Below are 26,151 nucleotides of genomic sequence, written 5' to 3'. Positions count from 1 at the left end.
ATATAGCTTCCCGGGAAGCTACCATGGTGCGTATGGACGAACGTCAACCACCGCTGGACCGTGTGGCCCGCATCCAGGCCGACTGGCGCCGCGAGCGGCCCGACGTCGACGTCACCCCGCAAGGAGTGATCGGCCGGCTGCACCGCCTCGCCGACCGGCTCACGGAGGAGCTCTGCCTCGTCTACGGCCGTTACGGGCTCAGCGAGGGAGAGTTCGACGTGCTGTGCGCGCTGCGCCGGGCCGGCGAGCCCTTCGAGCGGGCGCCCGGCGAGCTCGCCGCGCACACCATGGTCACCACCGGCGCGATGACGAAGCGGATCGACCGCCTGGAGCGGGCCGGGCTCGTCACCCGCCGCCGTGCGGAGGACGACCAGCGCGGCCGGATCGTCGCCCTCACCGGGCCGGGACGCGAACTCATCGACGAGGCGTTCACGGACCACATGCGCAACGAACGCCGTCTGCTGGATCTGCTGACATCGGCCGAGGCCGGGTCACTCGAAACGGTGCTCACGGCCTGGCTGTCCCGCATGGAGCATCCAGGCCCTTCCGACGACGGGTGACCCGCCGCCCCGGCCGCCGACCTGCCCACCGGGACGGTCACCGCGCCGGCGTCCCCGACACCGGCCCTCCGCTCGGGCACCCAGCTCGGGCTGAGACACTGCACGTCATGGCCTCCCTCACGCCCGCGCGCGCCCTGCTGATGCTCACCACCGGGCTCACCTGCCTGCTGATGGCGGGCGGCGCCCTCATAGGCGCGCTGATCGGCGGTGGTCTCGTCGCGCTGGGAGCGGCCCTCTGCGCGGGACTCGTCGGGATGGTGGGCTCACTCATCGTGCGGCGGCGGGCCATGGCGCACTTCGTCATGGCCCAGCGGCAGGCCGGGCAGCGGGGGTACGCCGAGGGCATCGCCCACGGCGTACTCATCCACGTGACCGCCTACGAGGCCGCCGTCTTCCCCCGCACCGGGCCGGACGGCGTCAGCCCCGAGGAGCGGGCGGCCCGCCGCACCATCGCCTACCGCATGGCCGCCCTCGACGAGGTGCCCCAGCGGGTACGCCTGGCCGCCGCCGACGCCCTCGCCCTCCTCGACAAGACCGACCGCGAGGGCGCCGAGGAAGCCCTCGCCCGTCTCGCCACCACGGTGCGCCTGGAGTACGCCCGGCTGTGACACCTGCCTGCCCCGCCGCGGAAGCGCCCGACTCTCGCGGGTCGGGCGCCGCCGGGCTCAGTGCCCGCTGATCGCGCGGGGCGTGTAGGGCCGCTCCAGCTCTTCGGTCTCCTTCTGCGTGAGGGTGAGGTCCAGGGAGGCCACGGCGTCGTCGAGGTGGTGCGGCTTGGTGGCGCCGACGATGGGGGCGGTCACGGTGGGCCGGCTCAGCAGCCAGGCGAGGGCGACCCGGGCCCGGGGCACGCCGTGCTCGCCGGCGATGCGGGTGACGGCGTCGACGATCTCGCGGTCCCCCTCCTGGTAGAGGGTCTTGCCGAAGCTGTCGGTCTCGGTGCGTTCGGTGACGGTGCCCCAGTCGCGGGTGAGGCGGCCTCGGGCGAGCGGGCTCCAGGGCAGGGTGGCGACGCTCTGGTCCTCGCACAGCGGGAGCATCTCGCGCTCCTCCTCGCGGTAGAGGAGGTTGTAGTGGTTCTGCATGGACACGAAGCGCGTCCAGCCGTTCAGGCGGGCGGTGGACTGCATCTTGGCGAACTGCCAGGCGTACATCGAACTCGCCCCGATGTAGCGGGCCTTGCCCGCCTTCACCACGTCGTGCAGGGCCTCCATCGTCTCTTCGACCGGGGTGTTGGGGTCGAAGCGGTGGATCTGGTAGAGGTCCACGTAGTCGGTGCCGAGACGCCGCAGGCTGTTGTCGATCTCCGTCATGATCGCCTTGCGGGACAGACCCCAGGCGTTGGGGCCCTGGTGCATGGCGCCGTTCACCTTGGTCGCGACGACGATCTCCTCGCGGCGCGCGAACTCCGCGAGCGCGCGGCCGACGATCTCCTCACTGGTGCCGTCCGAGTAGACGTTCGCCGTGTCGAAGAAGTTGATCCCGGCGTCCAGCGCCTGCCGGATCAACGGGCGTGACGCCTCCTCGTCCAGGGTCCACTCGTGCGTGCCCCGGTCGGGGGCGCCGAAACTCATGCATCCCACACAGATCCGGGACACGTCCAGACCCGTCGAACCGAGCTTCACGTACTCCATCGTTACGACTCCTGCCTGTGGGGTGTGCGGCTGACAAGCAGCCTACGAAAGATCAGGTGCCGATCAGTCAGATCCGGTACCGCCGCAACGCCGGTGTCACCAGGGCCAGTAGGAGCATCGCGGCCATGACGAGCAGACCGCCGCCGACGACGGCCGTACGGGCGCCGAAGGCCGCGCCGGCGGTGCCGTGCAGGACATCGGCGAGGCGGGGGCCGCCGGCCACGACCACGGTGAAGACGCCCTGCATGCGGCCGCGCATCTCGTCGGTGGCGGCGGACAGCAGGATGGCGCCGCGGAAGACCATGGAGACCATGTCCGCGACACCGGCGGCGGCGAGGAACACCACGGCGAACCACAGGCTGGTGCTCAGCCCGAAGCCCGTGACGGCCGCGCCCCAGGCCATGACGGCCGCGATGACCATGAGGCCGTGCCGGTCGGAGCGCGAGAAGGTGCCCGACATCAGTCCGCCGACGACGGCGCCGATCGGGATGGCGGCGAACAGCAGGCCCAGGGCGAGTCCTTCGCCGTAGGGCGCGTACGTGGTGTCGGCCAGCTGTGGGAAGAGTGCGCGGGGCATGCCCAGGACCATCGCGATGATGTCGGCGAGGAAGGACAGCAGGAGCACCTTGTGCAGGGCGATGTAGCGGAAGCCCGCGACGACCTCCCGCCAGCCTGCGCGCCGGGTCGTCGCGGTGTCCCCGGGCGGCAGTGAGGGCAGCTTGTAGACCGCCCAGAGGGTGATGCAGAGGGCCAGCGCGTCGATCAGGTACAGCTCGGCCAGGCCGATGAGCGGGATGAGGGCACCGGCGAGCAACGGCCCGGCCACCAGGCCCAGTTGCATCACGGTCGAGCCGAGGGCGGCGGCCGCGGCCAGTTCGTCGGCGGGGACCAGACGGGCCACGGAGGCGTTGCGGGCGGGTGAGTTGAGGCCGAAGAAGGCCTGTTGGAGGGCGAGCAGGGCCATCAGCGCCCACACCGATTCGAGGCCGGTGACGGCCTGGACCCAGAACAGCACCGAGGTGACGGCGATGCCGGTGTTGGTGATGAGCAACAGGGTGCGGCGGTCCACGCTGTCGGCGACCGCGCCGCCCCACAGCGCGAAGACCACCAGGGGCAGCAGGCCGGCGAGGCTCGCGTACCCGACCCAGGCGGAGGAACCGGTGATGTCGTAGATCTGCTTGGGCACGGCGACGGCGGTCAGCTGGCTGCCGACCGCCGTGACGATGGTCGAGGACCACAGGCGCCGGTAGGCGGGACGGCGCAGGGGACGGGTGTCCATCGCCCAGCGGCGCCAGCCCCGGCGGGGTGCCTTCCGGGCGTCGTCCTCCGGGGCGGCGTCGTCGCCGGTGCTGCTCTTGGTGGTGTCCACGGGCATCCTGATGCTCGATACATCTTTCGATACGGACACCACTATCGCGGAGGGTGCTGTCGCCGGGACAGGCGATGTCCCGGCTGTCTCACATGCTGTCGGCGCACGGGCACTCGCGTCGGCTCACGCCCCGGCGATCAGCATGCCCCCGAGCGCCAGCATCGTCACCGCGACCAGGCCGTCGAGGACGCGCCAGGCCGACGGGCGGGACAGGAAGCGGCTGAGCAGCCGGGCGCCGAAGCCGAGGGCGGCGAACCAGCAGAGGCTGGAGAAGGCGGCGCCCAAGCCGAAGGTCCAGCGCAGGGACCCCTGGTCGGCGGCGATCGAGCCGAGCAGGAACACGGTGTCGAGGTAGACATGGGGGTTGAGCCAGGTCAGTGCCAGACAGGTGAGGACGGCCCGGCGCCGGGAGCCCGCCGTCCCGTTCTCCGTCCGGAGCGCGTCGTCGCCGGGCCGCAGGACGCGACGCGCGGCGAGGACGCCGTAGACCACGAGGAATCCGCCGCCGACCAGGGCGACGGCGCTCAGCGCGCTGGGCCAGGCGACGACCACGGCGCCCACCCCGCCGACGCCGAGGGCGATCAGGGCCGCGTCGGAGAGGGCGCAGATGGCCACCACCGGGAGCACGGCGGCCCGGTGCAGTCCCTGGCGCAGGACGAAGGCGTTCTGGGCGCCGATGGCGACGATGAGGGAGAGGCCGGTGCCGAATCCGGTGGCGAGGGCGGTCATTTCGCTGAACACATCCACGACGCTAGGAAACGCGCTGCCCTGCGTACAGCTAAAGATTCTTACGTATCATTAGCGACCGTGATGTCTCAGCTTCCGCTCGATCTGGTGCGCACCCTGCTCGCGGTGGTGGACGAGGGCACGTTCGACGCGGCGGCCGGTGCGCTGCATGTGACGCCGTCGGCGGTCAGCCAGCGGGTCAAGGCGCTGGAGCAGCGGGTCGGCCGGGTCCTGCTGATCCGGGAGAAGCCGGTGCGGCCGACCGACTCCGGCGAGGTGATCGTCCGGTTCGCACGTCAGCTGGCCCGTCTCGAACACGACGCGCAGGACGCCCTCGGTCTGACCGGCGCCGGGGAGGCCACGCGCGTGTCGATCGCGGTGAACGCCGACTCGCTCGCCACCTGGTTCCTGCCCGCCCTGACCCGGGTGCCCGAGGAACTGCGCCCCTGTTACGAGCTGCTCCGCGAGGACGAGCAGCACACGGCCCGGCTGCTGCGCGAGGGGCTGGTGATGGCAGCGATCACTTCGGCGCCGGACGCCGTGGCCGGCTGCTCGGTGCGGGCGCTGGGCCGGATGCGGTACGTGCCCTGTGCCGCTCCCGCCTTCGCGGAGCGATGGCTCGGCGTCGGTTCGGGCGTGCGGCTGCAGGAGGTGATCGTCGACGCGCCGGTCGTGTTCTTCGACCGGCGGGACGAGTTCCAGAACGCCTTCGTCCGACGGCTGACGCGCGGCCGTCCGGCCGGCGCCCGTCGGCATTACGTGCCGACGTCGGAGGGCTTCGTCGACGCCGTGGTCGCCGGGATGGGCTGGGGCATGGTGCCCGCCGCCCAGGCCGAGCGGCTGCTCGACACCGGACGGCTCGTCAACCTGGCGCCGGACCGGACCGCGCACGCCCCGCTGTTCTGGCAGCAGTGGAAGCTCGACTCCCCCGCGCTGACCGCCGTGGCGGAGGCGGTCGCCGCCGAGGCCGCCGAGACGCTCGACCCCTGAGGCGGCGGGGCGCCCCGCCGCCTCAGGATCCGCTTCCGGCGCTGAACGGCCCCTCCAGCGCCGCCCATTGCAGCAGCATGATGGTCTTGGCGTCGGCGATCTCCCCCCTGCGGATCATCTCCAGGGCCCGCCGGAAGGGCAGTTCGACGAGCTCGATGTCCTCGCCCTCCTCGTCGAGGCCGCCGCCCTCGTGGGTGCGGGTCGACGGGCCGTACGAGGCGGCGTAGAAGCTCACGCGTTCGGTGACCGAGCCGGGGCTCATGTAGATGTCGAAGACGTGCTGGATCTCGCCGATGGTGTGTCCGGTCTCCTCGACGACCTCGCGCCGCACGGCGACCTCGGGGTGTTCGTCCTCCTCGTCGAGCAGACCGCCCGGTGTCTCGATGAGCATCCCGTCGGGGTGGCCGTTGACGTACACCGGGTAGCGGAACTGCCGGGTGAGCAGCACGGTTTCGCGTTCGGCGTCGTAGAGGAGGAGGGTGGCGCCGTTGCCCCGGTCGTGCGTCTCGCGCTCCTGGGTGCTCCAGGTGCCGTCGGCGTGCTGGAAGTCGAAGGTCGTGGTGCGCTCCACGTACCAGTGGCTGGACAGCAGTGTCACGTCCCGCACCTTGACCCGCGGATTGCCGGTGAGGTCCCGGCCGGTGCGGTCGAGTCCGGTGCGGCCCCGGCGGTCAGGGATGTCTACGCCGACGGTCTTGTTGGTCATGTCCGCTTTTACCATTCCGATCAGGACGTTGTCAGGCGTCTCAATTCACGTGCCGCGCGGGTCGCTTGGCGGAATCGGGCACTCCGGGACAGCATGCCCGTATGAAGAGCGATCTTTTCTCGAACGAGAACATGGTCCAGCCGGCGTACGCGCCGGGGATGAGCGTGCAGAACGCCAAGTCGATCAAGTACGCCGTCAACGGCGAGATGCTCGCCCGGCAGGGCGCGATGATCGCCTATCGCGGGAACCTGCAGTTCGAACGCAAGGGCCAGGGCGTGGGCGGCATGCTCAAGCGGGCGGTCACCGGGGAGGGGCTGCCGCTGATGGCGGTGCGCGGTCAGGGCGAGGCCTGGTTCGCGCACGAGGCACAGAACTGCTTCGTCGTCGACATCGAGCCGGGTGACGTGTTCACCGTCAACGGCCGCAACGTGCTCTGTTTCGACGCCTCGCTGTCGTACGACATCAAGACCGTGAAGGGCGCCGGTATGACCGGTGGCGGCCTGTTCAACAGCGTCTTCACGGGGCAGGGCAGGCTCGGTCTCGTCTGCGACGGCAACCCGCTGGTCATCCCGGTCTCGCCCCAACTGCCCGTGTTCGTCGACACGGACGCGGTCGTGGGCTGGACCGCCCACCTCAACACCTCGCTGCACCGCTCCCAGTCCTTCGGCTCCATGATCCGTGGCGGCTCCGGGGAGGCCGTGCAGCTGAAGCTGGAGGGTGAGGGGTTCGTGGTCGTGCGGCCGAGCGAGCTTACCCCGCAGAAGGCTCAGCAGCACTGAGACGGCGGGCGACGAGGGAGCCCGGGCCGGCGGCGGACCACCCGCAAGCATAAGCGAACAGGTTTTCGAATCTGGAGTACGCTGCAGGTATGGCCATGCACCTCCAGGGCTCCCTCTTCGACCAGTCCGACGACCTCCGCCTCGGCCCTCTCGACGGACTGCGCCGCCGTGAGCTGAGTGCCGGGGCCTGGGTCGATCTGCTGCCCGGGTGGCTCGGCGGGGCCGACGCGCTGTTCACGCGGCTCGCCGAAGAAGTGCCCTGGAAGGCCGAACGGCGGCAGATGTACGAGCAGGTCGTGGACGTACCCCGCCTGCTCGCCTTCTACGGCGCCGAGGTCGCCCTCCCGCACCCCGTCCTGGACGAGGCCCGGGAGGCGCTCTCCGCGCACTACGCCGCCGAACTGGGCGAACCCTTCGCCACGGCGGGCCTGTGCTACTACCGCGACGGCCGGGACAGCGTGGCCTGGCACGGCGACCGGATCGGGCGGGGCGCCCGGGAGGACACGATGGTGGCCATCCTGTCCGTGGGCGACCCCCGCGATCTGGCCCTGCGCCCGCACCGCGGCGGGGAGACCCTGCGGTTCCCGCTGGGGCACGGCGATCTGATCGTGATGGGCGGCTCCTGCCAGCGCACCTGGGACCACGCGGTACCCAAGTCGACGCGGGCGGTGGGGCCGCGCATCAGCATCCAGTTCCGCCCGCAGGGCGTGCACTAGAGGCACCCCGAGGCCGGCTAGTTCCGGTCGGCGAGGGCACGCGACTGCGACGTCCGCGCCAGCTTCGGGCCCAGCCAGCGCTTGAAGCGGCGCAGGGCCTCCAGTCGGCCGGCGGCGCGGTCGAGGCGGTAGTAGAGCTGCGGCGGCACGTACGGCAGCAGCGGGGAGTGCCGCTGGCCGAGGAGGGCGAACATCTGCTCCGGGGGAAGGTCGATGTACCGCTGGATGTTCTCGTACCACTGGGCGCTGTAGCGGGCCGCGCTCTGCAGCCGGAGGAGTTCGGACTTGCGGCGCCGCTCGTAAGCGGCGAGCGCGGCCTCCGCCTCCGGGTGGGCGGCGAGGGCTTCGGCCAGGCAGATCGCGTCCTCCAGGGCGAGGGTGGTGCCGGCGCCGATGGAGTAGTGCGTGGTGTGGGCGGCGTCGCCGAGCAGGACGACGTTGCCGTGGTGCCAGGCGCGGTTGGTCAGGGTACGGAAGTTGAGCCACTGGGCGGTGCCGTCGCCCTGGGCCCGGCCCAGCAGCGGGTGGCCGTCCAGAATGTCGGCGAAGAGCTTCTCCAGCAGGGCCAGCCCGTCCGCCTCACCCAGCCGGTCCAGGCCCAGGCCGCTCAGCGTCTTCGGGGAGCACTCGATGACACAGGTGCTCTGCTCGCCGCTGAACGGGTAGGCGTAGGCCCAGATCCAGCCGTGGCCGGTCTCCTGGAAGGAGAAGGTGAAGGCGTCGTAGACCTTGGTGGTGCCGAGCCAGGCGTAGGCGTTGCGGCCGAGTGCGATGTCGCTGCCGAAGTGGCCGGCGTACCGCTCGCGCACCGCGCTGTTGACTCCGTCGCCCGCGACGACGAGGTCGGCGTCCGGCAGGTCGTCGGCGGTGACCTCGTGCTCGTATTCCACGCGTACGCCGAGGGCCCGGGCTCGTTCGGCGAGCAGTTCGAGCAGGCGGCGCCGGCCGATGCCGAAACCGTCGTCGCCGGGCTGGACCGTCGTACGGTCGCGGACATGGGCGACCCCGCTGTTCCAGTGGACGGAGTTCTCGCTGATGGCGAGGGCCGTCGCGGGGTCCTTCTCGCGGAGCTTGTCCAGCAGCTCGGACCAGTAGGTGACGCCCCAGCCGTACGTCGACCCGGCCGGGTTCCGTTCATGGACGGTGATGTCGTGGGACGGGTCCTGCCGCTTCATCAGGATCGAGAAGTACAGGCTTGCGGGCCCTCCGCCGACGCACGCGATCTTCACGCACACTCCCAGTTTGCTGCGCAAAGCGATCAATTGATCACGAAGAGTAGCAGCGTGAAAGCGGTCCGGGTTCGCGTCACTTTGCTCGCGTGACCCCGGCCACTCGATCCACACCGGCGCGACAAGATCATCGGCGCCGCGCGCGCCACCGCGCGGAATATCCCCCTCCGCCCCCACCCGAAGGCTCGCCACAGTAAGATCATCTTTGTTCAACCTTGCACGACATTTACTTAATTGTCCGGATCGCAGCCAACCGGCTTCCTGGGATTTCTCCGGTTCCCCACCGGATCGATAGGCATGACGAGTCGTCAATCCCCCTGCCCCAGGAGGCTTCCGCATGCCCGACATCACCCGCCGCCACGCGCTCGGAGCCGCGGTCGCGCTGGCCGTGACCGCCGGTGCCCCGCTCACCGCCGCGGCCGCCGACGACCACGGCGACCACGGCGGCCACGACGGGCCCGAGGCCTTCGACGAGGTCTACCGGGGGCGCCGGATACAGGGCCGCCCGGCCGAGGGCGGCGGTCACCATCACGGGGCCGTTTACGCCGTGTTCGTCGACGGGGTCGAGCTGCATGTGATGCGGAACGCCGACGGCAGCTGGATCAGCGTCGTCAGCCACTACTCCCCCGTGCCGAACCCGCGCGCCGCCGCCCGCGCGGCGGTCGACGAACTGCAGGGCGCCCGGCTCGTCCCCTTCAACTGACCCGCACCACCGCGAGGAGCCGCAGAGACATGACCATACGCAAGAACCAGGCCACCCTGACCGCCGACGAGAAGCGGCGCTTCGTCGACACGCTGATCGCGCTGAAGCGCTCCGGCCGCTACGACGAGTTCGTCACGACGCACAACGCGTTCATCCTCGGCGACACCGACAACGGCGAACGTACGGGCCACCGTTCGCCCTCCTTCCTGCCCTGGCACCGCAGATTCCTGCTGGAGTTCGAGCGGGCGCTGCAATCCGTGGACCCCACCGTCGCACTGCCCTACTGGGACTGGACGGTCGACCGCACTCCGCGCTCGTCCCTCTGGGCGCCCGACTTCCTCGGCGGCACCGGGCGCAGCCGCGACGGGCGGGTGATGGACGGGCCGTTCGCCGCGTCCACCGGGAACTGGCCGATCCATGTGCGCGTCGACGGCCGCACCTATCTGCGGCGGTCCCTCGGGGGCGCGGTACGGCAGTTGCCGACCCGGGCCGAGGTGGATTCCGTGCTCGCGATGTCCACGTACGACATGGCGCCCTGGAACAGCGCCTCGGACGGCTTCCGCAATCATCTGGAGGGCTGGCGGGGCGTGAACCTCCACAACCGGGTGCATGTGTGGGTGGGCGGCCAGATGGGCACCGGGGTCTCCCCCAACGATCCGGTCTTCTGGCTCCATCACGCGTTCGTCGACAAGCTGTGGGCCGACTGGCGGCGCCTGCACCCGGGATCCCCGTACGCGCCGGCCGCCGGGACACCGAACGTGGTCGATCTCGACGAGCCCATGAAGCCGTGGAACGACACGACCCCGGCTGCGCTGCTGGACCACACCGCGCACTACACGTTCGACGCGGCCTGATCACGTTGATCCACGGGGCCCCCGCGGTCGGTGATCATCTCGGCCGGGCCGCGGTAGCGGCCGCGCCCTGCCTGCGCGTGCCGGCTTCCGCCGCGTCAAGGCAGTCGCCCGCCCCGCTTCGATGTGAGCGAGGTCCGGCCCTACGCCCTGATCGGCGTCTCGGCGCCGGCCGCCGACACCGAGCGGGAGGCCCGGCGTCAGGTCCGGCCGACCAGGCTGATGACGCTCGGCCTGCGCGGCGGCAGCCCCGGCCTGTCCCCAGCCCGGAGCAGGCGGAGATCATCCGAGCGGAACGGTGCCGCCGCACCTCCGGCGCGGGGACCGATCGCCGACCTCCCCGGTAATCGACCAGTGCCCGTTGCCGAGATTGTTCAGCGCACCGGAGGGCCTACTGGACAATCCACCGGCCGCCAAAACTCGGTCTCAGCCCGGTGATGCCTCCCATCACCGGCACCCCCGCCGCGGCCCCAGGCCCTTCCCCCTGGCCTGGGGCCGCCCGGTGCGCAGCCGCGCACGCAGCACCTCAACACCATCGATCGGGGAAGAGACCTCCATTGCGAAACAGGCACGGGAACCAGCACAGACTGAGGACACGAGGCAAGGCAGCCGCGTACGGCGGCGCGGTCGCACTGACCATGGTCGTCGGGCTGACCGCCACCCTCCAGGCGACCGGAGCGCCGAGCGCGGCGGCCGAACCCCGCAGCGCCCTGTCGGCCACGGCACGCATCACGCTGGTCACCGGTGACACCGTCGACGTGGATCGCGGCGGCCGCGTGGTCGGTGTGGAGATGGGGAAGGGCCGTTCGCGCACCGGCTACGTGACGCGCCACATCGGCGGGCACACCCATGTCGTCCCGGTGGACGCGATCAAACTGCTGAACAGCGGCAGACTGGACCGTCGGCTGTTCGACATCACGCAGCTGGTCAAGGACGGCTACGACGACGAGCACCAGAAGCGTCTCCCGCTGATCGTGTCGTACAGGGGTGGCCAGGACCAGCGGGCCGACGCCGAACAGGCGCTGGCCGCGGCGGACGCCGACGTGGAGCGCCGACTGCCCGCCGTGCGCGGCCAGTCACTCGTCACCGACAAACAGGACGCCCCTCAGGTCTGGAAGGCACTCACGAACGCCGACAGCCGGGCCGAGGGCGCGGTGACCACGGCTCCGGGAGTGGATCGGGTCTGGCTCGACGCCAGGGTCAGGGCCGTTCCGCGGACCGCCGCGGACGCACCCGCCGACGGCACCGGTCCGACGCGGATCGGCGCCCCGGACGCGTGGAGGGCCGGCTGGACCGGCAAGGGCGTCAAGGTGGCCGTCCTGGACACCGGCATCGACGCCACCCACCCCGACCTGAAGGGCAGGGTCGTCGCTGCCAAGGACTTCAGCGCGTCCGGCAACACTGACGACAAGGCGGGCCACGGCACCCACGTCGCCTCCACCATCGCCGGCTCCGGCACGGCATCCGCCGGCAAGTACCGGGGCGTCGCCCCCGACGCGCGGCTGCTGAACGGCAAGGTCCTCGGCGACGACGGTTCGGGGGAGGAATCCGGGATCATCGCCGGAATGCAGTGGGCGGTCCAGCAGGGCGCCAAAGTGATCAACATGAGCCTCGGCGGCACCGACACCCCCGGTGCCGATCCCATGGAGAAGGCCGTCAACACCCTCTCGGCATCCAAGGGCGTGCTGTTCGCCATCGCCGCGGGCAACGAGGGCCCGGCCGAGGCCACCGTCGGCTCGCCCGGCAGCGCCGCGGCGGCCATCACCGTCGCCGCCGTGGACCGCCAGGACTCCCTCGCCCGCTTCTCCAGCCGCGGCCCGACGGCCGACGACGGGCTCAAACCGGATCTCTCCGCCCCCGGGGTGGACATCGTCGCCGCCAGGGCCAAGCACGGCGCCATCGGCGAGGACGCCGACATCAAGGGCTACACGACGATGTCCGGCACCTCCATGGCCACCCCGCACGTCGCCGGGGCCGCCGCCATCCTCGCCCAGCGGCACCCCGACTGGAACGGGACGCGGATCAAGGCCGCGCTGATGGGCTCCGCCAAGGCGAACACCCGGCTGACCGCATACGAACAGGGCTCCGGCCGGGTCGATGCGGCCCGTGCCGTCACCCAGACCGTCGTCACCGAGCCCGCCTCCCTCGCCTTCGGCACCCAGGCCTGGCCGCACGACGACGACACTCCGATCACCAGGACCCTCGCCTACCGCAACACGGGCACCGCACCCGTCACCCTCAGCCTCGAAGCCGACGGCCCGGCGGGCGTGTTCACCCTCACCCCGGCCCGCCTGACCGTCCCGGCGGGCGGCACCGCCACCGCGACCGCCACCGCCGACACCCGGGCCGTCAAGGACGGTGTCCACTCGGGTGCCATGATCGCCACGACCGGTGACGGCACGACGGTCGTCCGCACCCCCGCACTCGTCAACCGCGAGATCGAGTCCTACAACGTCACCGTCAAGAGCGTCGGCGTGGACGGCAAGGCTGCGGACTGGGCCATGGCCAGCCTCGTCGGCCTGGACAGCCCCAGGAGCTACGACCCGTACCTGCGTGACGCCGACGGCGACTACCAGGTGACGCTGCGGGTTCCCAAGGGCCGATATGCGGCGGACGTCTTCCTGACGGGCGGACGGCGGAACCAGCAGTCGGTGCTGGTCGCGCCCAACCTCCGGATCACCAAGGACACCACGCTGGCCTTCGACCAGCGCAGGGCCAAGAAGGTCAGGATCACAGCCCCGGAGCAGGGAGCCGCCGGGATCGCTCAGGTCGTGCAGTACGCCGTGCACGGCTCCAAGAAGGAGTACGCCTACGCGGCAGCCTTCCCCGGCGACGGCACCACCCTCGCCCAGGTCGGCCCCAGCGCGTCGGCGAAGGATTTCATGGCCCAGATCGGCACCGTCCTCGGGGCACGCGCTGCCGGGAAGCCGCAGTACAACATCGTGGTCAGCCGCCAGGGGTCCTTCTTCACCGGGCTCACCCAAGCCGTCCGCCGGTCCTCGATGGCGAAAGTCGACATGGCGATCGGCGCCACCGTCAAGGACACCCAAGCCCTGCAGACCGCCCAGTGGGAGGTGCCCGGCTTCCCCCAGTTGACGGGCGGCGGCCCGGGCCTCAAGGGCTTCTCCAGGCCCGCGCCGACCTCCCGCCGGGTGATCTACGTGTCGGCCGACCACGGCCTGCGCTGGAATCTCGGCCTGGACCTCCACGTCGGCGGCGACAGCTTCCCCTACTCCCAGGTCATGGGGCTGGGCGCCAAGCGCTACGAGCCCGGCCGCAGCTACCGCGAGGGATGGAACCAGGGCGTCTTCGGACCTGTCGCGGCGCGCGGCACCGTACCGATCGGCGGCTACCGCAGTGGCAACGGCTACACCCTGTGCAACCCGCTGTTCTCCGACGGCCGCCTGGTCCTCGACAGGAACGCCAAGCAGAAGACCGTACTCACGGCGGGCGGCCGGACCTACCTGAGCACGACCACGGACCCCTGCTCTTTCGCCTACCCGTTGGACGGTCTGGCGAAGGAGAGGACCAGGTACACGCTCACCGGCGAAGCGACGCGGAGCCTGAACACGTACAAGGTCAGCGACCGGGTCAGCGCGAAGTGGACCTTCACCTCGCAGTACGTCGACCCGACCCGCGTCGCCGAGCGCCTCCCGCTCTCCGCGGTCCGCTTCCTGCCGAAGCTCAGCCTCACTGCCACCGCCAAGGCCGGCCGGAAGATCACGGTTCCGGTCGTGGTGCAGGGCCCGGCGGCCGTCAAGGGGCACCTCAAGTCCCTCGCCGTACAGGTGTCGTACGACGGTGGCCGGACCTGGAAGCCGGTGACCGTCCGCACCGACACGGCCGGCAAGCGGTCCCTGCGCCTCGTCCATCCGCAGGCGCCCGGCACCGTATCCCTCAAGGCGTCGCTGTCCGACACCGAGGGCAACACCTACACCGGCACGATCGGCAACGCCTACCGCACCGTCCGATAGGCGCTGCCCAGGCACGACGCCGGGGGCCGGAAGTCTTCTCTTCCGGTCCCCGGTGTGTGCCGCAGCTGCGGATTGCCTGAAAAGGAGGAGAAACCATACGGTGGCTGCCCGCGCTGTGCTTGAAGTCTGGAGGGCTCCGTCCGTGGGGCGACGCGAGAAGCCGCTGGACCCCGACGCCGGTCCCATGGAACGGCTCGCGCACGATCTGCGCACCCTGCGCGAGAAGGCCGGGAAGCCCACCTACCGGGAGATGGCCAAGCGGGCGGGATATTCGGCGAGTGCCCTGTCGCAGGCGGCGGCCGGGGAGCAGCTGCCCTCGCCCGAGCTCGTCCGCGCGTACGCCCTGGCGTTGGAAGCGGATCCCGAGCAGTGGGAGGAGCGCCGGCGCGAGGCCGACCGGGCGATCAAGGAGGCGGCGGAGCAGGGCGGGGGCACCACGCCGCCGTATCAGGGACTGGGCCGGTACGAACCGGACGATCGAGAGCGGTTCTTCGGCCGCGACCGGCTCGTCGGCGAACTGCTCGACCTGGTGCGCGAGCACCGGTTCGCAGCGGTGTGCGGGCCGTCGGGAAGCGGCAAGTCGTCGCTGCTGCGGGCCGGTCTGATACCGGCTCTTCACGATGTTTCGGACACGGACCGCCCCGCGGTGATCCGGGTTCTCACTCCGGGCGAGCTTCCTGCGCGCAGCCATGCGCGGGCGCTGGTTCCGAAGGACGGCGAGCAGGACACGTGGGTGATCGTCGACCAGTTCGAGGAACTGTTCACGCTGTGCCATGACCGGGAGGAACGCACCCGGTTCCTTCATCTGCTGCTCGCGGCCCAAGCGCCCGAGAGCCGCCTTCGGGTGGTCGCCGCCGTCCGCGGCGACTTCTACGGCCACTGCTCCCTGGACCGGAGGCTGGCCGAGGCGGTCAGCCGGGCCACTCTGCTGGTGGGCCCCATGAACCGGGACGAACTGCGCGAGGTCGTCACCGGACCGGCGACGGCCGCCGGTCTCACCGTGGAACGCGCCCTGACCGCCCGCATCGTCGACGAGGTCGTCGACCAACCAGGTGCACTGCCGATGCTCTCCCACGCGCTGCTGGAGACCTGGCGCCGCCGCCGTGGCCGCATGCTGACCATGGCCGCGTACGACGAGGCCGGTGGTGTGCACGGCGCCATCGCCGCCACCGCGGACGAGATGTACGCGGAGCTTCCTCCGGTCCGGGCGCGCGCTGCCCGCCGTGCGCTGCTGCGGCTGATCGCGCCGGGCGACGGGACGGCCGACACCCGGCGCCCGGCCCGGAGGTCCGAGCTGGGGGATGCGGCGCGGGACGTCCTGGAGCGGCTGGCCCGCGCGCGGCTGATCACCCTGGACGGCGACACCGTCGAGCTGGCGCACGAGGCGCTGATCACCGGCTGGCCGAGACTGTCCGGCTGGATCGAGGAGGACCGTGAACGGCTGCGCGAGGAGCGCCGGCTCGGGGAGGCGGCCCGGTTGTGGGAGGAGCTCGGCCGTGACCCCGGCGCCCTGTACCGGGGTACGCGTCTGATCCGGGCCGAGGAGATGTTCCTGCGGCCCTCCGACGACGACGGCGACGGCCTGACCCCGTCCGAGCGCGCTTTCCTCACGGCCTCGCTGACCGTCCGCGACGCCGAACGCGAGGCGGAGGCCCGTACCGCCCGGCGGTCGCGCAGGCTGACCGTCGCCCTCTCCGTGTTCCTGGTGGTGGCCCTGGCCGCGGGGCTGTTGGCCTGGCAGCGTGACCGGGCGAGTCAGGAGGAGGCCGCCAAGGCCGCCGCCCGCCGCCTCGCGTCGGTGGCCGACAGCCTGCGGCCGACCGATCCGCGCACGGCCGAGCTGCTGAGTGTCGCCGCGTGGCGGCTGTCACCCCTGACCGAATCGCGCGGCGCGCTGCTGCGGGCCCTGGCACAGCCGGAGCGGGACGCGTTCAACGATCCGCAGACCGGGAGGGACGCCCGCCGCTTCCTCACCGACGGTGGCCGGACGCTGGTCAGCGTGGCGAGCAGTCGGGTGACCACCTGGCGGGTGACCGACCACCGCAGGCTCGGCTCCTACCGCCTCCCGGACGGCATGGAGGTGGCCGCCGTGAGCCCGGACGCCCGCACCCTCGGCCTTGTCGGGCCGGACGGCAACCAGCTGTGGCAGCCGTCGACCGACCGCACCGTCGCGGACCTGCGGGACTCGCCGGTGATCACATGGTTTGCGGGCGACGGGAAGAGCTATCTCGTCACCCCGCTGGAGGGCCCGGGAACCGCGGCCCTGCACCGGATCGACGACAGCGAGCGGCTGTTCGGCGCGGCCCTCCCGGGCCCGGTGTCCGCGGCCTCCGTCGGCGCGGACGGCCGACTGGTCGCCGTGTGCCCCGCGAACGGCTCGCCCCACCTCTGGGACGCCTCCCGCAACAAACGGCTGTCCGGCGCCTGGGACGAGGCCGGGAAGGACACGTGCGGTACGGGGTCGGGTGCCGACTCGGGCGCGAACATGGTCCGGCTCAGCGCGGACGGTACGCGGTTGGCCGTGACCTCCGGAACGGCGTTCCGCGTCTGGGACATCCCCAGCGGGCGCCTGGTCGCTGACGTGGCGAGCCCGGGCGACTCCGGCTTCACCCTCGCCGACCTGTCCCGCGACGGACGGTTCCTGGCCGCGTCCGACGGCCAGGAACTCGCGGTGTGGCGTCTCGGCGGCGACCCCGTCCAGGTCTTCGGGCGGGCCCTGTCCGGCACCGAGCTGCACGGCCTCGCCTGGGACCCCGGAAAGGACGGGGTACTGCGCTCCTTCGACGACGGGATCGTCCGCACGTACGACCTGACCACCGTCCTCTCCGCCGGCTGGCGGTCCACCCCGTCCGAGACCGCGGTGCTCAGCCCGGACGGCACCACGCTGGCCACCGCGACCCGCTCCGGCGGCGGCCACCGCCTCGAACTGCGCTCCACCCGCACCGGAGCCCTCGTCGCCCGGGCCGCGCTCGGCGCGTCGACCACCGATGACGCGACTCCGCTCCTGACCTTCAGCCCGGACGGCCGGGCGCTCGCCGCCGCCGACGCCACGGACTCGGCGCACCTGCGCCTCAGGGTGTGGGACACGGCGGGAGGCAAGGTACGCACGTCGCTCACGCTCCCGCGCGGGGTCCAGCAGACGGTGTCCGGGATCGCCCTCGGTCCGGGCGGGCGCACCTTGCTCGTCCCGCGTGGCACGGGTGACGCCGATGTTGTGGACGTGTGGGACATCGGCGGCGGCCGGGCGCACAGGTCGGGCAGCATCGAGGGGCTCACCGGCGCCCCCATGACGGTGCGCGGCGACGGGCGCCTGATCGCGTCCGCCGCCGACCAGGTCGCCACGCTGCCCGGCCGGGTCACCGGCCGGGTCACCGGCCGGGCCCTCGCCGCGGGCGAGAACGTCACCGCCCTTGCCTTCAGTCCCGACGGCACCCGGCTCGCGGTCGGCGACTCGTCGGGGCGCGTGACCCTGTGGGACGGCGACGTCCGCCGCCGCATGGGCGTCCTTCCCGGAACGTCGCGTGCGGGCGCCGCTCCGGAAGGCGTGGCCGCGCTCGCCTTCTCGCCCAACGGACACACCCTCGCCGTGGGCGGTACGGACGGGACGCTTCAGCTGTGGGACACCGCCTCCCAGCAGTCCCTCGTCGGCGCCCTGCCCACGCCGGGCGACCCGCTCCGGTCCGTCGCCTTCAGCCGAGACGGCGGCACGCTGTTCGCCGCCGGTCAGTACGTCCCGCTCCAGAGCTATGCCGTCGACCCGGCCAAGGCCATAACGGTCATTTGCGACCGCACCGGAAGTGGACTGACCGAAGCCCAGTGGCGCACGTACGTCCCCGACGCCCCCTACCGCGCGATCTGCGACCGCTGAGCGGCATCCGCCGTACCGGAATTTTGTTCAGAGCATCGAAGCGCCTGGTAATCAACGTCGCCGGACGGTGAGATCGGGCAGTGCCGTGCCGCGAACCGCTCCCTCCCCGCGGTTTTCAGGGAGCCGCAGCACGGCAGCCCCGTCATCCCACTCGCGAAGGCTACGTTCGCATGCGCAAAAATCTTCTCCTGCCCTCGCTCATCCTGCTCGGCTCGCTGGCCCTGACCGCGGCCTGTGCCGGCGGCCCGTCCGGGACCGAATCCGGCCAGGGCGGCGCCACCGCTTCGTCAGGGCCGGCGATCGACGACCAGGGCATCGACCCGGCGAAGATCAACGGCCTGGACATCGTCACCGACAGCAGCGAGCACGGCTCCTGCCCCTATGCCACCAGCTATCCGGCGGTACCCGGCGCGGACGCGATGGCAGCCGCGATGCGGAAGGACGTCCAGCAGCGCCTGGCCACGTTCCTCGGCACGAACGACGGCGCGCAGGCGACCGACTGCGGGGGCGGGTCGGGCTCCCGCAGCGGGCAGGAGCTGAACATCAGCCACCAGTTCCTCATCGCCTCCGGCGATGTGCTCGGCGTGCGGCTGTCCACGCTGGACCGCGGCGCGGCCGGGGACGGACTGGCCACCAGGACGTACTGGTACGACGGTGCGGCCAAGGCGTACCGCACGCCGCCCGGGCTCGTCGCCGACGGCGCCCGGGAGTCCTTCATCGCCGCGCTGAAGAAGGACCTCGAGGGCCAGGAGGGCGTCGACGCCGGCCAGCTCGACGAGGTGTTCGGCGATCCGGCGGCCCAGACCGCCGTCCTGGACGACGTCGCGTTCGGCACCGACGGCGGCATGCGGGTCAGCTTCGACCGTGGCGACGTGGGCGTCCCGGCCGGCGGGCGCTATGCGGTGGCCTTCTCGAAGGAGACGATCACCCCTTGGCTGTCCGCCTTCGGCAAGCGGGCGCAGCAGCAGGCCATGCACCCGAGCGGAACGCTGGACCTGGGCGCCACCGGCGCCCCCGAGGAGCCCGTGCCGACCCACCGGGCCTCGGGGGAGGACACCACGGACTGCACGAAGGTGAAGTGCGTCGCGCTGACCTTCGACGACGGGCCGGCTGTGCCGGAGGCGGCGACACTGCTGAACCACCTGGCCCAGTACAAGGCCCGCGTCACCTTCTTCACCGTGGGGCAGAACGTCGCCGCGCACCCCGAACTCGTCCGCGCCGAGGCGAAGGCCGGCCACGAGGTCGGCAACCACTCCTGGAACCACCCCGACCTCACCCGGCTCACCCCCGAGCAGATCAGGTACCAACTGAACCGCACCAGCGAGGCGATCAAGAACGCCACCGGCGAGGCGCCGACCCTCTTCCGGCCGCCGTACGGCGCCATGGACGCCAAGGTGAAGGCGGCCACCACACTGTCACCGGTGCTGTGGGACGTGGACACCGAGGACTGGAAGTACCGCGACGCCGCCAAGGTCGCCCAGACCGTCATCGCCAAGACCGAGCCCAACGATGTCGTCCTGATGCACGACATCCATCCCACCTCGGTGGCCGCCGTCCCCGAGATCCTGCGGACGCTGACCGCCCGCGGCTACCACTTCGTCACGGTCAGCCACCTGCGAACCACCCTGGCACCCCGGTAACCGAAGAACAGTCGCGGATTCCTTCATTCCCGCCAGGCCCTGATGCGCGCCCGGCAGGGGATGCGACGACCGGGCCGGCAGGCTGCTGGCGACCGTCACGCCGACATCCCGGGCCGTACGGGCCGACGTCGCCCCTGGTCTCCATCGCCGTGCTCATCGGCGAGTGGCGCGGCGCCGTCGTGTGACGCCCACGCCTCTTCCGTCCCTGGGCTACTGGGCTCCGGTGGTCTCCGCCGTACGGCACTCCGGGTGGCCCCAGCCCTGGTCGTTCTTGGCGATGGGCTCGCCCGCGGCGTACGGGCGGCCGCACAGGCAGCGGCCGGGGAACTTCGCCTTGATGGTGCGGGACGAGGATGGCGACGAGCCGTTCCGGGCGCCGGTCCTGGCCGACTTCCCGGGCTTCTTCGCCGTGGCGCGGCGGGCCGGGACCGTGTCGGGCGTGGCCGGCGGTTCCGGGGAGCCCAGCTCGGTGCCGGCGGGTTCCTGGACGATGGCCGCCTGGCTCGCCGCGCGGTCGGCGAAGTCGTTCAGGCGGTCGCCGTCGACCTGGTGGGCGGGGACGTAGCGGAACTCCACGGAGCGGCCGGCGAGCAACTCGTCGATACGGACCACGAGTTCCTGGTTGGCGACCGGCTTGCCGGCGGCCGTGCGCCAGCCGTTGCGCTTCCAGCCGGGCAGCCAGGTGGTGACCGCCTTCATCGCGTACTGGGAGTCCATCCGGATCTCGATCGGCACCGCCGGGTCGGTGGCCGCCAACAGCCGCTCCAGGGCGGTGAGTTCGGCGATGTTGTTGGTGGCTCTGCCCAGCGGGCCGGCCTCCCAGCGCGAAGGGATCTCGTCGTCCTCGGCGACCACCCAGGCCCAGCCCGCTGGTCCGGGGTTTCCCTTGGACGCTCCGTCACAGGCGGCCACAACACGTTCCGGCATGGCATCGATCATGCCATGCGCGGGGGTGTGGGACCGTCCACGGGTCCCCCACCCCCGCGCACACCTCCGCGCCCGCTCAGTCCACGTCCGTGAGCGCCGGCATCTCGCCCTGCGTGTTGGTGACGTCGATGACCGAGAACGACGCGCCCTGCGGATCACTGAGCGCCGCGAAGCGGCCGAAGGGGGTGTCCATCGGGCCGAAGCGCAGGACGCCGCCCAGCTTGGTGGCCTTGGCGACCGCGTCGTCGCAGTCGGCGACGGTGAAGTACACGTTGATGTACGACGGCACCTCGGGCGGGAAGTCCTCCTCCGTCATCTTCATCCGACCGAGAAGCGGGTTCGCCCCGAGGTCGAAGACCCGGAAGTCCATCTGGGGGTTCTCGGGGTCGTCCATCTGCTTGACCCGGTACGGGAAGACGGCCGGGAAGAACGCGTCGGACTTCTCGGGCTCCCGCGTGAAGATCTCGGCCCATACGTACGCGCCGGGCACACCCATGGTCTCGAAGCCCTCGTGGACGCCGGCCTGCCAGACGCCGAAGACGACGCCGTCCGGGGAGCGGGCCAGCAGCATGGAGCCGAAGTCGCCGACCCGCATCGGTTCCATCAGCAGTTCGCCGCCGTTGTCACGGATCTTCGTGGCGGTGGCGTTGACGTCGGGTGAGGCGAAGTAGAGGCACCAGGCGGACTGCCCTTCCTGCCCGGGCATCGGCGGGACGACGGCGGCCACCGCCTTGCCGTCCGCGTACGCCTGTGTGTAGTTGCCGTACTCGGAGGACGCCTCGCCGAACGTCCAGCCCAGCACGTCGCCGTAGAAACTCTTCGCCCCCTCGACGTCGCTGAACATCGCGTCGGCCCAACAGGGCGTTCCCTCGGGATGTGCGGCCATGACTGCCACTCTCCTCGGTTCGACGGGTGGTTTCCCCGGCCCTCACGCTAGCCAGGAGCGGCCCCGGACGCGCGCCGAACAGGACAGACCGCGTGAAATCAGCACGACATCCGTGAGGCGGGACCACGGCTGTGCGTCGTCTGATAATTTCAGCGGCGCTCGCACTCCCGTTCGCCTCGACTCATCAGGTGGATCCATGTCCGGCCGGCCCTTCAGTCGTACGGCGATGCCGTGCGCCCGGAGCCGGTCGGCGCGCCTGGTGCTCGTGGTCTCGTTGGCCCTCACCACATTCCTGTTGTTCTGTGCGGGCTCGCCTCCCGGTGACGGTCCGCGGCAGCGCCCGCATTCGGTGTCGGCACCGGTGGAGGAGCGCTCGGTCGCCGTGCGGGCGGATCATGTGGAGCGCGCCCCCTGCGAGCACGGTCCGGGTCGGCACGGCTGCCACTCCCCCGACCCGCGAGCGGTTCTCGGCCAGGTGCCGTTGCCCGGCGCGGACCACACCGCGGCGACCTGGCAGCCCGCGACGGCCCCGGCGCCGGTCGCGCTCGACGGGGCCCGGGAGCCGGGGCGGGCCCGCCCTCCCGATCTCCACGAACTGCAGTTGCTCCGCGTCTAGGCCGGACACCGGCCCCCGCCCGACAGACCCAAGACGACTCGCAGGACCGCCCTGCCCGTGCGGCACGGCGGGGAGAAGGACATCCCCATGGCTTCATCCAAGGCGAAGGCCAAGAACAACGGCCCGAAGGGCAAGAACAACAGCCCCAAGGCCCGGGAGGCGGCGCGGCGCGCCCGCGTCGAGGAGATACGCAAGGCAGAGCAGGCCCGTGAGCGGCGTATGCGCCTGATCACGCTGGGCGTCACCGCCGCGATCCTTGCCGGACTCGCAGGCGGCGGCTGGTACCTGATCGACTCCGCCCAGGAGAAGGAGGAGGCGAAGGCCGCGCCGATCGACGGCGTGAAGAGCTGGTCGAAGCTCACCCAGAACCACGTCTCCGAGACTGTCGACTACAAGATGAGCCCGCCGGTCGGCGGCGACCACAGCGCGGTGTGGGTCAACTGCGACAAGCAGGTGTACACCAAGGCCGTGCCGAACGAGAACGCCGTGCACGGGCTGGAGCACGGCGCCGTCTGGATCACGTACAACGACAAGGCGGCCAAGGCCGACGTCGAGTCGCTGAGCAAGCTCGTGACCAACACGACGTACACCTTCATGAGCCCCTACGAGGACCAGTCCTCGCCGATCGTGCTGAGCGCCTGGGAGCACCAGCTGAAGGTGGACAAGGCGTCCGACCCGAAGGTCCAGAAGTTCCTCGACAAGTACGTGCAGGGCGAGCAGACGCCGGAGCCGGGGGCCGCGTGCTCCGGCGGCATGACGCCGTGACCTGACCGCGTGAGGGCGTCCGGCGAGGCCGGGCGCCCTCGTGGCCGACACGGGTCTTCCCCCTTGCTCCCGGCTGTGCTTGCCTGGGGAGCCGTTTCGATGGCCGGGGCGGGAGTCGCCGTATGCGCAAGCCGTGGATCGTGGGAGTGGCGGGGGCGGTGCTCGCCGCGCTGCTGCTCGGCGCGTGCGGGGACCCTGAGTCGGCGCCCGAGGAGGCACCACCGTCGGCCGCGGCACCGGACCCGTCACCGACCACGCGTCAGCGGGCCGCCACCGCGTCCCCCGACGCCCGCGCGGCGAAGCCGGCGCCCGTGGTGCTCTATCTCGGGGACTCGCTCGCCATGGAGAACCAGAAGGTCCTCGGCGCGTCACTGGAGGCCGACCTCGACGCCCGCTACACGAGCGCCCCGTACTCGGGCACCACCCTGTGCGACTACCTGGAGGGCACCGCCGACCGGTCGCTCGTCCCGACGAAGGACAAGGCGGCCGCGCTGGTGCGGCGGCTGAGCCCGGACTACGTCGTGCTTCAGTTCTGGGGCAACGCGTGGGACTACACGCCGTGCATGGACGGGATCACCTACGACAAGGCCCGCGCGAAGTACTTCGAGCGGTACACGGCCGCCGCATCCCAGCTCACCGAGCAGATCGCGAACGCGGGCGGCACCCACCGGCCGAAGATCGTGTGGGTGCTCCAGGGCCCGGACCCGATCACCCCTGACCGGGTCCGCCGGGTGAACGCCCTGTACGAGAAGCAGGCCAAGGCCTCCGGTGACCTCGTCGCCGACGCCGGCAGGGCCGTGAGCCCGGGCTCCGACCGCTACGCCTGGACCCAGTACCTGCCGTGCACCGCGTACGAGCGCGAGCACGACGGCTACTGCACCCAGCCGGGCCAGGACCGCACGGCCCTCCACCACGACGAGGACTACCTCCACTTCTGCCTGGCCCCGACGACGTCGAAGCCGAAGCCGTGCCCGGTGCTCTCGCCGGGCATCACACGGATCGCCCGGGAGATCACGCGGGTGATCAGCGAGGCGAGCACCTGAGACGCCGTGGAAGCGATCCCGGTCGGCCTCCCAGTGATCACTTGTGGCCGAGCCCGGGAACCCGGAGGATGGCGCTCGTGTCCGAAGCTCCTGACATCGCGACGGCCTGGCACTGGCTCCTGGAACGCAGGCCCGGGACGCGGGGCGCCACGCACGACGCGCTGCCCGTCGTCGTCGAGGCCGCATACGCCGAGCCGAGCCTGCGCGCCCGCTACCCGTTCCCCACCCACGGCACGCTGCACTTCTTGCGCAGCGCCCCGCCGTGGCCCGACTCGGACCACGACGAGGCACCGTTCATCCTGTACGGCGGGCCGCCGTACCAGGTCTACTCCTCCGGCTACACCGATCTCCTCGGCGAGTGCGCGACCCCCGCGGAGGCCGCCGCTCTCGTGGTGAGCCACCTGCCCGCGCACACGGGCGGGGAGCGGGGCGTCTAGACCTCCTCGGAGGCGCGCTCCTCCTCCGGGTCCGCCGGCGCCTGCTGCCGCTCCGCCTGCTTCTTCGACGCCCACAGGCTGGTCGCCGTCGTCACCGCGAGGACCAGGACGATGAAGCCGAGCGAGAAGGGGATGGAGATCTCCGGTACGTGGACGCCGGACTCGTGCAGGGCGTGGAGGACGAGCTTGACGCCGATGAAGCCGAGGATGACCGACAGGCCGTAGGAGAGGTGGACGAGCTTCTTCAGGAGGCCGCCGATGAGGAAGTACAGCTGGCGCAGGCCCATGAGCGCGAACGCGTTGGCCGTGAAGACGATGTACGGGTCCTGGGTGAGGCCGTAGATCGCGGGGATGGAGTCGAGGGCGAACAGGACGTCGGTGGAGCCGATCGCGAGCATCACGACGAGCATCGGCGTCATGACACGCTTGCCGTTCTGCTCGATCCACAGCTTGGTGCCGTGGTACCGGTCGGCCACGCCGAATCGATTCTCCACCGCCTTGAGGAGCTTGTTCTCCTCGTACTCCTCCTCGTGGCCGCCCTTGCGGGCGTCCTCGACCAGCTTCCAAGCGGTGTAGATCAGGAACGCGCCGAAGATGTAGAAGACCCAGGAGAAGCCGGCGATGATCGCCGCGCCGGCCGCGATGAAGATCGCGCGGAGCACCAGCGCCATGAGGACGCCGACCATCAGGACGCGTTGCTGGTACTGCGAGGGCACGGCGAACTTCGCCATGATCAGGACGAAGACGAAGAGGTTGTCGACGCTCAGGGACTTCTCGGTGATGAAGCCCGCGAAGAACTCTCCCGCGGGCTTGCCCCCGCCGACGGCCAGCACGCCGAGGCCGAACGCGATCGCCAGGGCGATCCAGACGGCCGACCAGATGCCGGCCTCCTTGATCGACACGTCATGGGGTTTGCGGCCGATGAAGAAGTCGACGGCGACAAGGACGCACAGGGCGACGATGGTGAGCAGCCAGGTGGTCAGGGAGACGTTCAAGGTTCCTCCGGGTCAGGCGGTGCACAGGAAAGCCTCACCAGCCGCCTTTGCAACCGCTACCCGGCGTGGGTGAAGAACTGCCGAAATCCTTGTGTGCGCCCTGGCGGGAGGTCTTCCCACGGGAGCCGTCCACCAGGGCGAGGGGGTGTCCGGAGTCGGCTATTCGCCCGCGTACGCCTTCCGCAGCGCGGCGAGGTCGAGTTTGCCCATCGGCATCATCGCCGCGTACACGCGGGCCGACTTCTGCGGGTCCGGGTCGCTGATCATGTCGAGGAGTGCGGTGGGTTCGATCTGCCAGGACACGCCGAACCTGTCCTTGAGCCATCCGCATTGGCCGCCCTCGCCGCCCTCGGTGAGGCTGTTCCAGTAGTAGTCGATCTCGTCCTGGTCCTCGCAGAGGATCTGGAAGGAGATGGCCTCGCTGAACTTGAACTGCGGGCCGCCGTTCAGCGCGATGAACTTCTGCCCGTTGGCCACGAACTCCACGGTGAGCACGGAGCCGGCCGGCTGGGGCATGCCTTCGCCGTAGTGGGTGACCCTGCCGATCCGGGAGTTCTTGAAGATCGATACGTAGTGGGCGGCCGCTTCCTCGGCCTGGCCGTCGAACCACAGGCAGGTGGTGAATCCGTCGCTGGACATGTGCGCCTCCTCCGGCGGGGTGTGTCGTCTCCTGAGTCGACCGATCCTGGTCCGGAAACTCATCGGTGGCGCGGCCACGCGTGGCGACGGGCCGGGGA

23 protein-coding genes are annotated in these 26,151 nt (G+C 71.1%); 14 read left to right on the top strand and 9 right to left on the bottom strand.

Going from position 1 to position 26,151, the window contains the following annotated elements; all coding sequences use genetic code 11:
- Nucleotides 1-32: 32 nt before the first annotated feature.
- Both JIX55_RS47175 and JIX55_RS47170 read left to right on the top strand, forming a co-directional pair.
- Complete coding sequence (locus JIX55_RS47175; protein WP_257561745.1) at nt 33-560, top strand: MarR family winged helix-turn-helix transcriptional regulator; 528 nt, start codon at nt 33-35, stop codon at nt 558-560.
- Nucleotides 561-667: 107 nt separating this feature from the next.
- Nucleotides 668-1,168 (top strand): hypothetical protein, encoded by a 501-nt coding sequence (locus JIX55_RS47170; protein ID WP_257561746.1) that lies wholly within the window; start codon nt 668-670, stop codon nt 1,166-1,168.
- Between the two features lie 57 nt (nt 1,169-1,225).
- Here JIX55_RS47170 and JIX55_RS47165 read toward each other — a convergent pair whose 3' ends face one another.
- From JIX55_RS47165 to JIX55_RS47155, 3 genes are all read right to left on the bottom strand, one after another.
- On the bottom strand, nt 1,226-2,194 hold the full coding sequence (locus tag JIX55_RS47165; protein ID WP_257561747.1) for an aldo/keto reductase: 969 nt from the start codon (nt 2,192-2,194) through the stop codon (nt 1,226-1,228).
- Nucleotides 2,195-2,261: 67 nt separating this feature from the next.
- The gene (locus JIX55_RS47160) at nt 2,262-3,569 is read right to left on the bottom strand and encodes an MFS transporter (protein WP_257561748.1); all 1,308 of its coding nucleotides are present in this window, start codon (nt 3,567-3,569) and stop codon (nt 2,262-2,264) included.
- Between the two features lie 117 nt (nt 3,570-3,686).
- Entirely contained in the window at nt 3,687-4,292 is a 606-nt protein-coding gene (locus tag JIX55_RS47155) for a LysE/ArgO family amino acid transporter (RefSeq protein WP_443046693.1), read from the bottom strand.
- 78 nt (nt 4,293-4,370) lie between these two features.
- Here JIX55_RS47155 and JIX55_RS47150 point away from each other — a divergent pair, with 78 nt between their 5' ends.
- Entirely contained in the window at nt 4,371-5,279 is a 909-nt protein-coding gene (locus tag JIX55_RS47150) for a LysR family transcriptional regulator ArgP (protein WP_257561749.1), read from the top strand.
- Between the two features lie 22 nt (nt 5,280-5,301).
- On the opposite strand, the gene JIX55_RS47145 is transcribed toward JIX55_RS47150, so the two are convergent.
- The gene (locus tag JIX55_RS47145; protein ID WP_257561750.1) at nt 5,302-5,985 is read right to left on the bottom strand and encodes an NUDIX domain-containing protein; all 684 of its coding nucleotides are present in this window, start codon (nt 5,983-5,985) and stop codon (nt 5,302-5,304) included.
- A gap of 101 nt (nt 5,986-6,086) precedes the next feature.
- Between JIX55_RS47145 and JIX55_RS47140 the strand changes: the two genes are divergently transcribed.
- Nucleotides 6,087-6,764, top strand: coding sequence for an AIM24 family protein (locus JIX55_RS47140; protein WP_257561751.1), 678 nt, complete (start codon nt 6,087-6,089; stop codon nt 6,762-6,764).
- Nucleotides 6,765-6,853: 89 nt separating this feature from the next.
- Nucleotides 6,854-7,480, top strand: a complete 627-nt coding sequence (locus JIX55_RS47135; RefSeq protein ID WP_257561752.1) for an alpha-ketoglutarate-dependent dioxygenase AlkB — start codon at nt 6,854-6,856, stop codon at nt 7,478-7,480.
- Between the two features lie 17 nt (nt 7,481-7,497).
- Here the strand turns inward: JIX55_RS47135 and JIX55_RS47130 are convergent, their stop codons facing one another.
- Nucleotides 7,498-8,709, bottom strand: coding sequence for an FAD-dependent monooxygenase (locus tag JIX55_RS47130; RefSeq protein ID WP_257561753.1), 1,212 nt, complete (start codon nt 8,707-8,709; stop codon nt 7,498-7,500).
- Nucleotides 8,710-9,046: 337 nt separating this feature from the next.
- On the opposite strand from JIX55_RS47130, the gene melC1 reads away from it, so the two are divergent.
- The 5 genes from melC1 (at nt 9,047) to JIX55_RS47100 (ending at nt 19,745) form a co-directional block, all read left to right on the top strand.
- Complete coding sequence (gene melC1, locus JIX55_RS47125; protein WP_257561754.1) at nt 9,047-9,412, top strand: apotyrosinase chaperone MelC1; 366 nt, start codon at nt 9,047-9,049, stop codon at nt 9,410-9,412.
- 29 nt (nt 9,413-9,441) lie between these two features.
- Nucleotides 9,442-10,266 (top strand): tyrosinase MelC2, encoded by an 825-nt coding sequence (gene melC2 / locus JIX55_RS47120; protein WP_257561755.1) that lies wholly within the window; start codon nt 9,442-9,444, stop codon nt 10,264-10,266.
- A 554-nt stretch (nt 10,267-10,820) separates the two neighbouring features.
- Entirely contained in the window at nt 10,821-14,237 is a 3,417-nt protein-coding gene (locus JIX55_RS51080; RefSeq protein WP_306819978.1) for a S8 family serine peptidase, read from the top strand.
- A 142-nt stretch (nt 14,238-14,379) separates the two neighbouring features.
- On the top strand, nt 14,380-18,105 hold the full coding sequence (locus JIX55_RS47105) for an nSTAND1 domain-containing NTPase (protein ID WP_257561756.1): 3,726 nt from the start codon (nt 14,380-14,382) through the stop codon (nt 18,103-18,105).
- A gap of 170 nt (nt 18,106-18,275) precedes the next feature.
- Nucleotides 18,276-19,745 (top strand): polysaccharide deacetylase family protein, encoded by a 1,470-nt coding sequence (locus tag JIX55_RS47100; protein ID WP_257561757.1) that lies wholly within the window; start codon nt 18,276-18,278, stop codon nt 19,743-19,745.
- 210 nt (nt 19,746-19,955) lie between these two features.
- Here the strand turns inward: JIX55_RS47100 and JIX55_RS47095 are convergent, their stop codons facing one another.
- Both JIX55_RS47095 and JIX55_RS47090 read right to left on the bottom strand, forming a co-directional pair.
- Nucleotides 19,956-20,684, bottom strand: coding sequence for a ribonuclease H family protein (locus JIX55_RS47095; RefSeq protein WP_257561758.1), 729 nt, complete (start codon nt 20,682-20,684; stop codon nt 19,956-19,958).
- Between the two features lie 64 nt (nt 20,685-20,748).
- Nucleotides 20,749-21,558, bottom strand: a complete 810-nt coding sequence (locus JIX55_RS47090; RefSeq protein WP_257561759.1) for a VOC family protein — start codon at nt 21,556-21,558, stop codon at nt 20,749-20,751.
- A 196-nt stretch (nt 21,559-21,754) separates the two neighbouring features.
- On the opposite strand from JIX55_RS47090, the gene JIX55_RS47085 reads away from it, so the two are divergent.
- The 4 genes from JIX55_RS47085 (at nt 21,755) to JIX55_RS47070 (ending at nt 24,419) form a co-directional block, all read left to right on the top strand.
- Nucleotides 21,755-22,174, top strand: coding sequence for a DUF6153 family protein (locus tag JIX55_RS47085; protein WP_257561760.1), 420 nt, complete (start codon nt 21,755-21,757; stop codon nt 22,172-22,174).
- 87 nt (nt 22,175-22,261) lie between these two features.
- Nucleotides 22,262-22,939: a DUF3105 domain-containing protein gene (locus JIX55_RS47080; protein ID WP_257561761.1), complete on the top strand. Its 678-nt coding sequence runs from the start codon at nt 22,262-22,264 to the stop codon at nt 22,937-22,939.
- 122 nt (nt 22,940-23,061) lie between these two features.
- Complete coding sequence (locus JIX55_RS47075; protein ID WP_257561762.1) at nt 23,062-23,982, top strand: SGNH/GDSL hydrolase family protein; 921 nt, start codon at nt 23,062-23,064, stop codon at nt 23,980-23,982.
- A 77-nt stretch (nt 23,983-24,059) separates the two neighbouring features.
- On the top strand, nt 24,060-24,419 hold the full coding sequence (locus JIX55_RS47070; protein WP_257561763.1) for a DUF6193 family natural product biosynthesis protein: 360 nt from the start codon (nt 24,060-24,062) through the stop codon (nt 24,417-24,419).
- Here JIX55_RS47070 and JIX55_RS47065 read toward each other — a convergent pair.
- Complete coding sequence (locus JIX55_RS47065) at nt 24,416-25,414, bottom strand: TerC family protein (protein WP_257561764.1); 999 nt, start codon at nt 25,412-25,414, stop codon at nt 24,416-24,418. The genes JIX55_RS47070 and JIX55_RS47065 overlap by 4 nt on opposite strands.
- 159 nt (nt 25,415-25,573) lie before the next feature.
- Nucleotides 25,574-26,053 (bottom strand): VOC family protein, encoded by a 480-nt coding sequence (locus JIX55_RS47060; protein ID WP_257561765.1) that lies wholly within the window; start codon nt 26,051-26,053, stop codon nt 25,574-25,576.
- Nucleotides 26,054-26,151 lie beyond the last annotated feature (98 nt).

This window comes from Streptomyces sp. DSM 40750 (assembly GCF_024612035.1).
Lineage (GTDB): Bacteria > Actinomycetota > Actinomycetes > Streptomycetales > Streptomycetaceae > Streptomyces.
The sequence above is the reverse complement of the archived record's forward strand: the minus strand, read 5'-3'. Positions and strand labels throughout refer to the sequence as shown.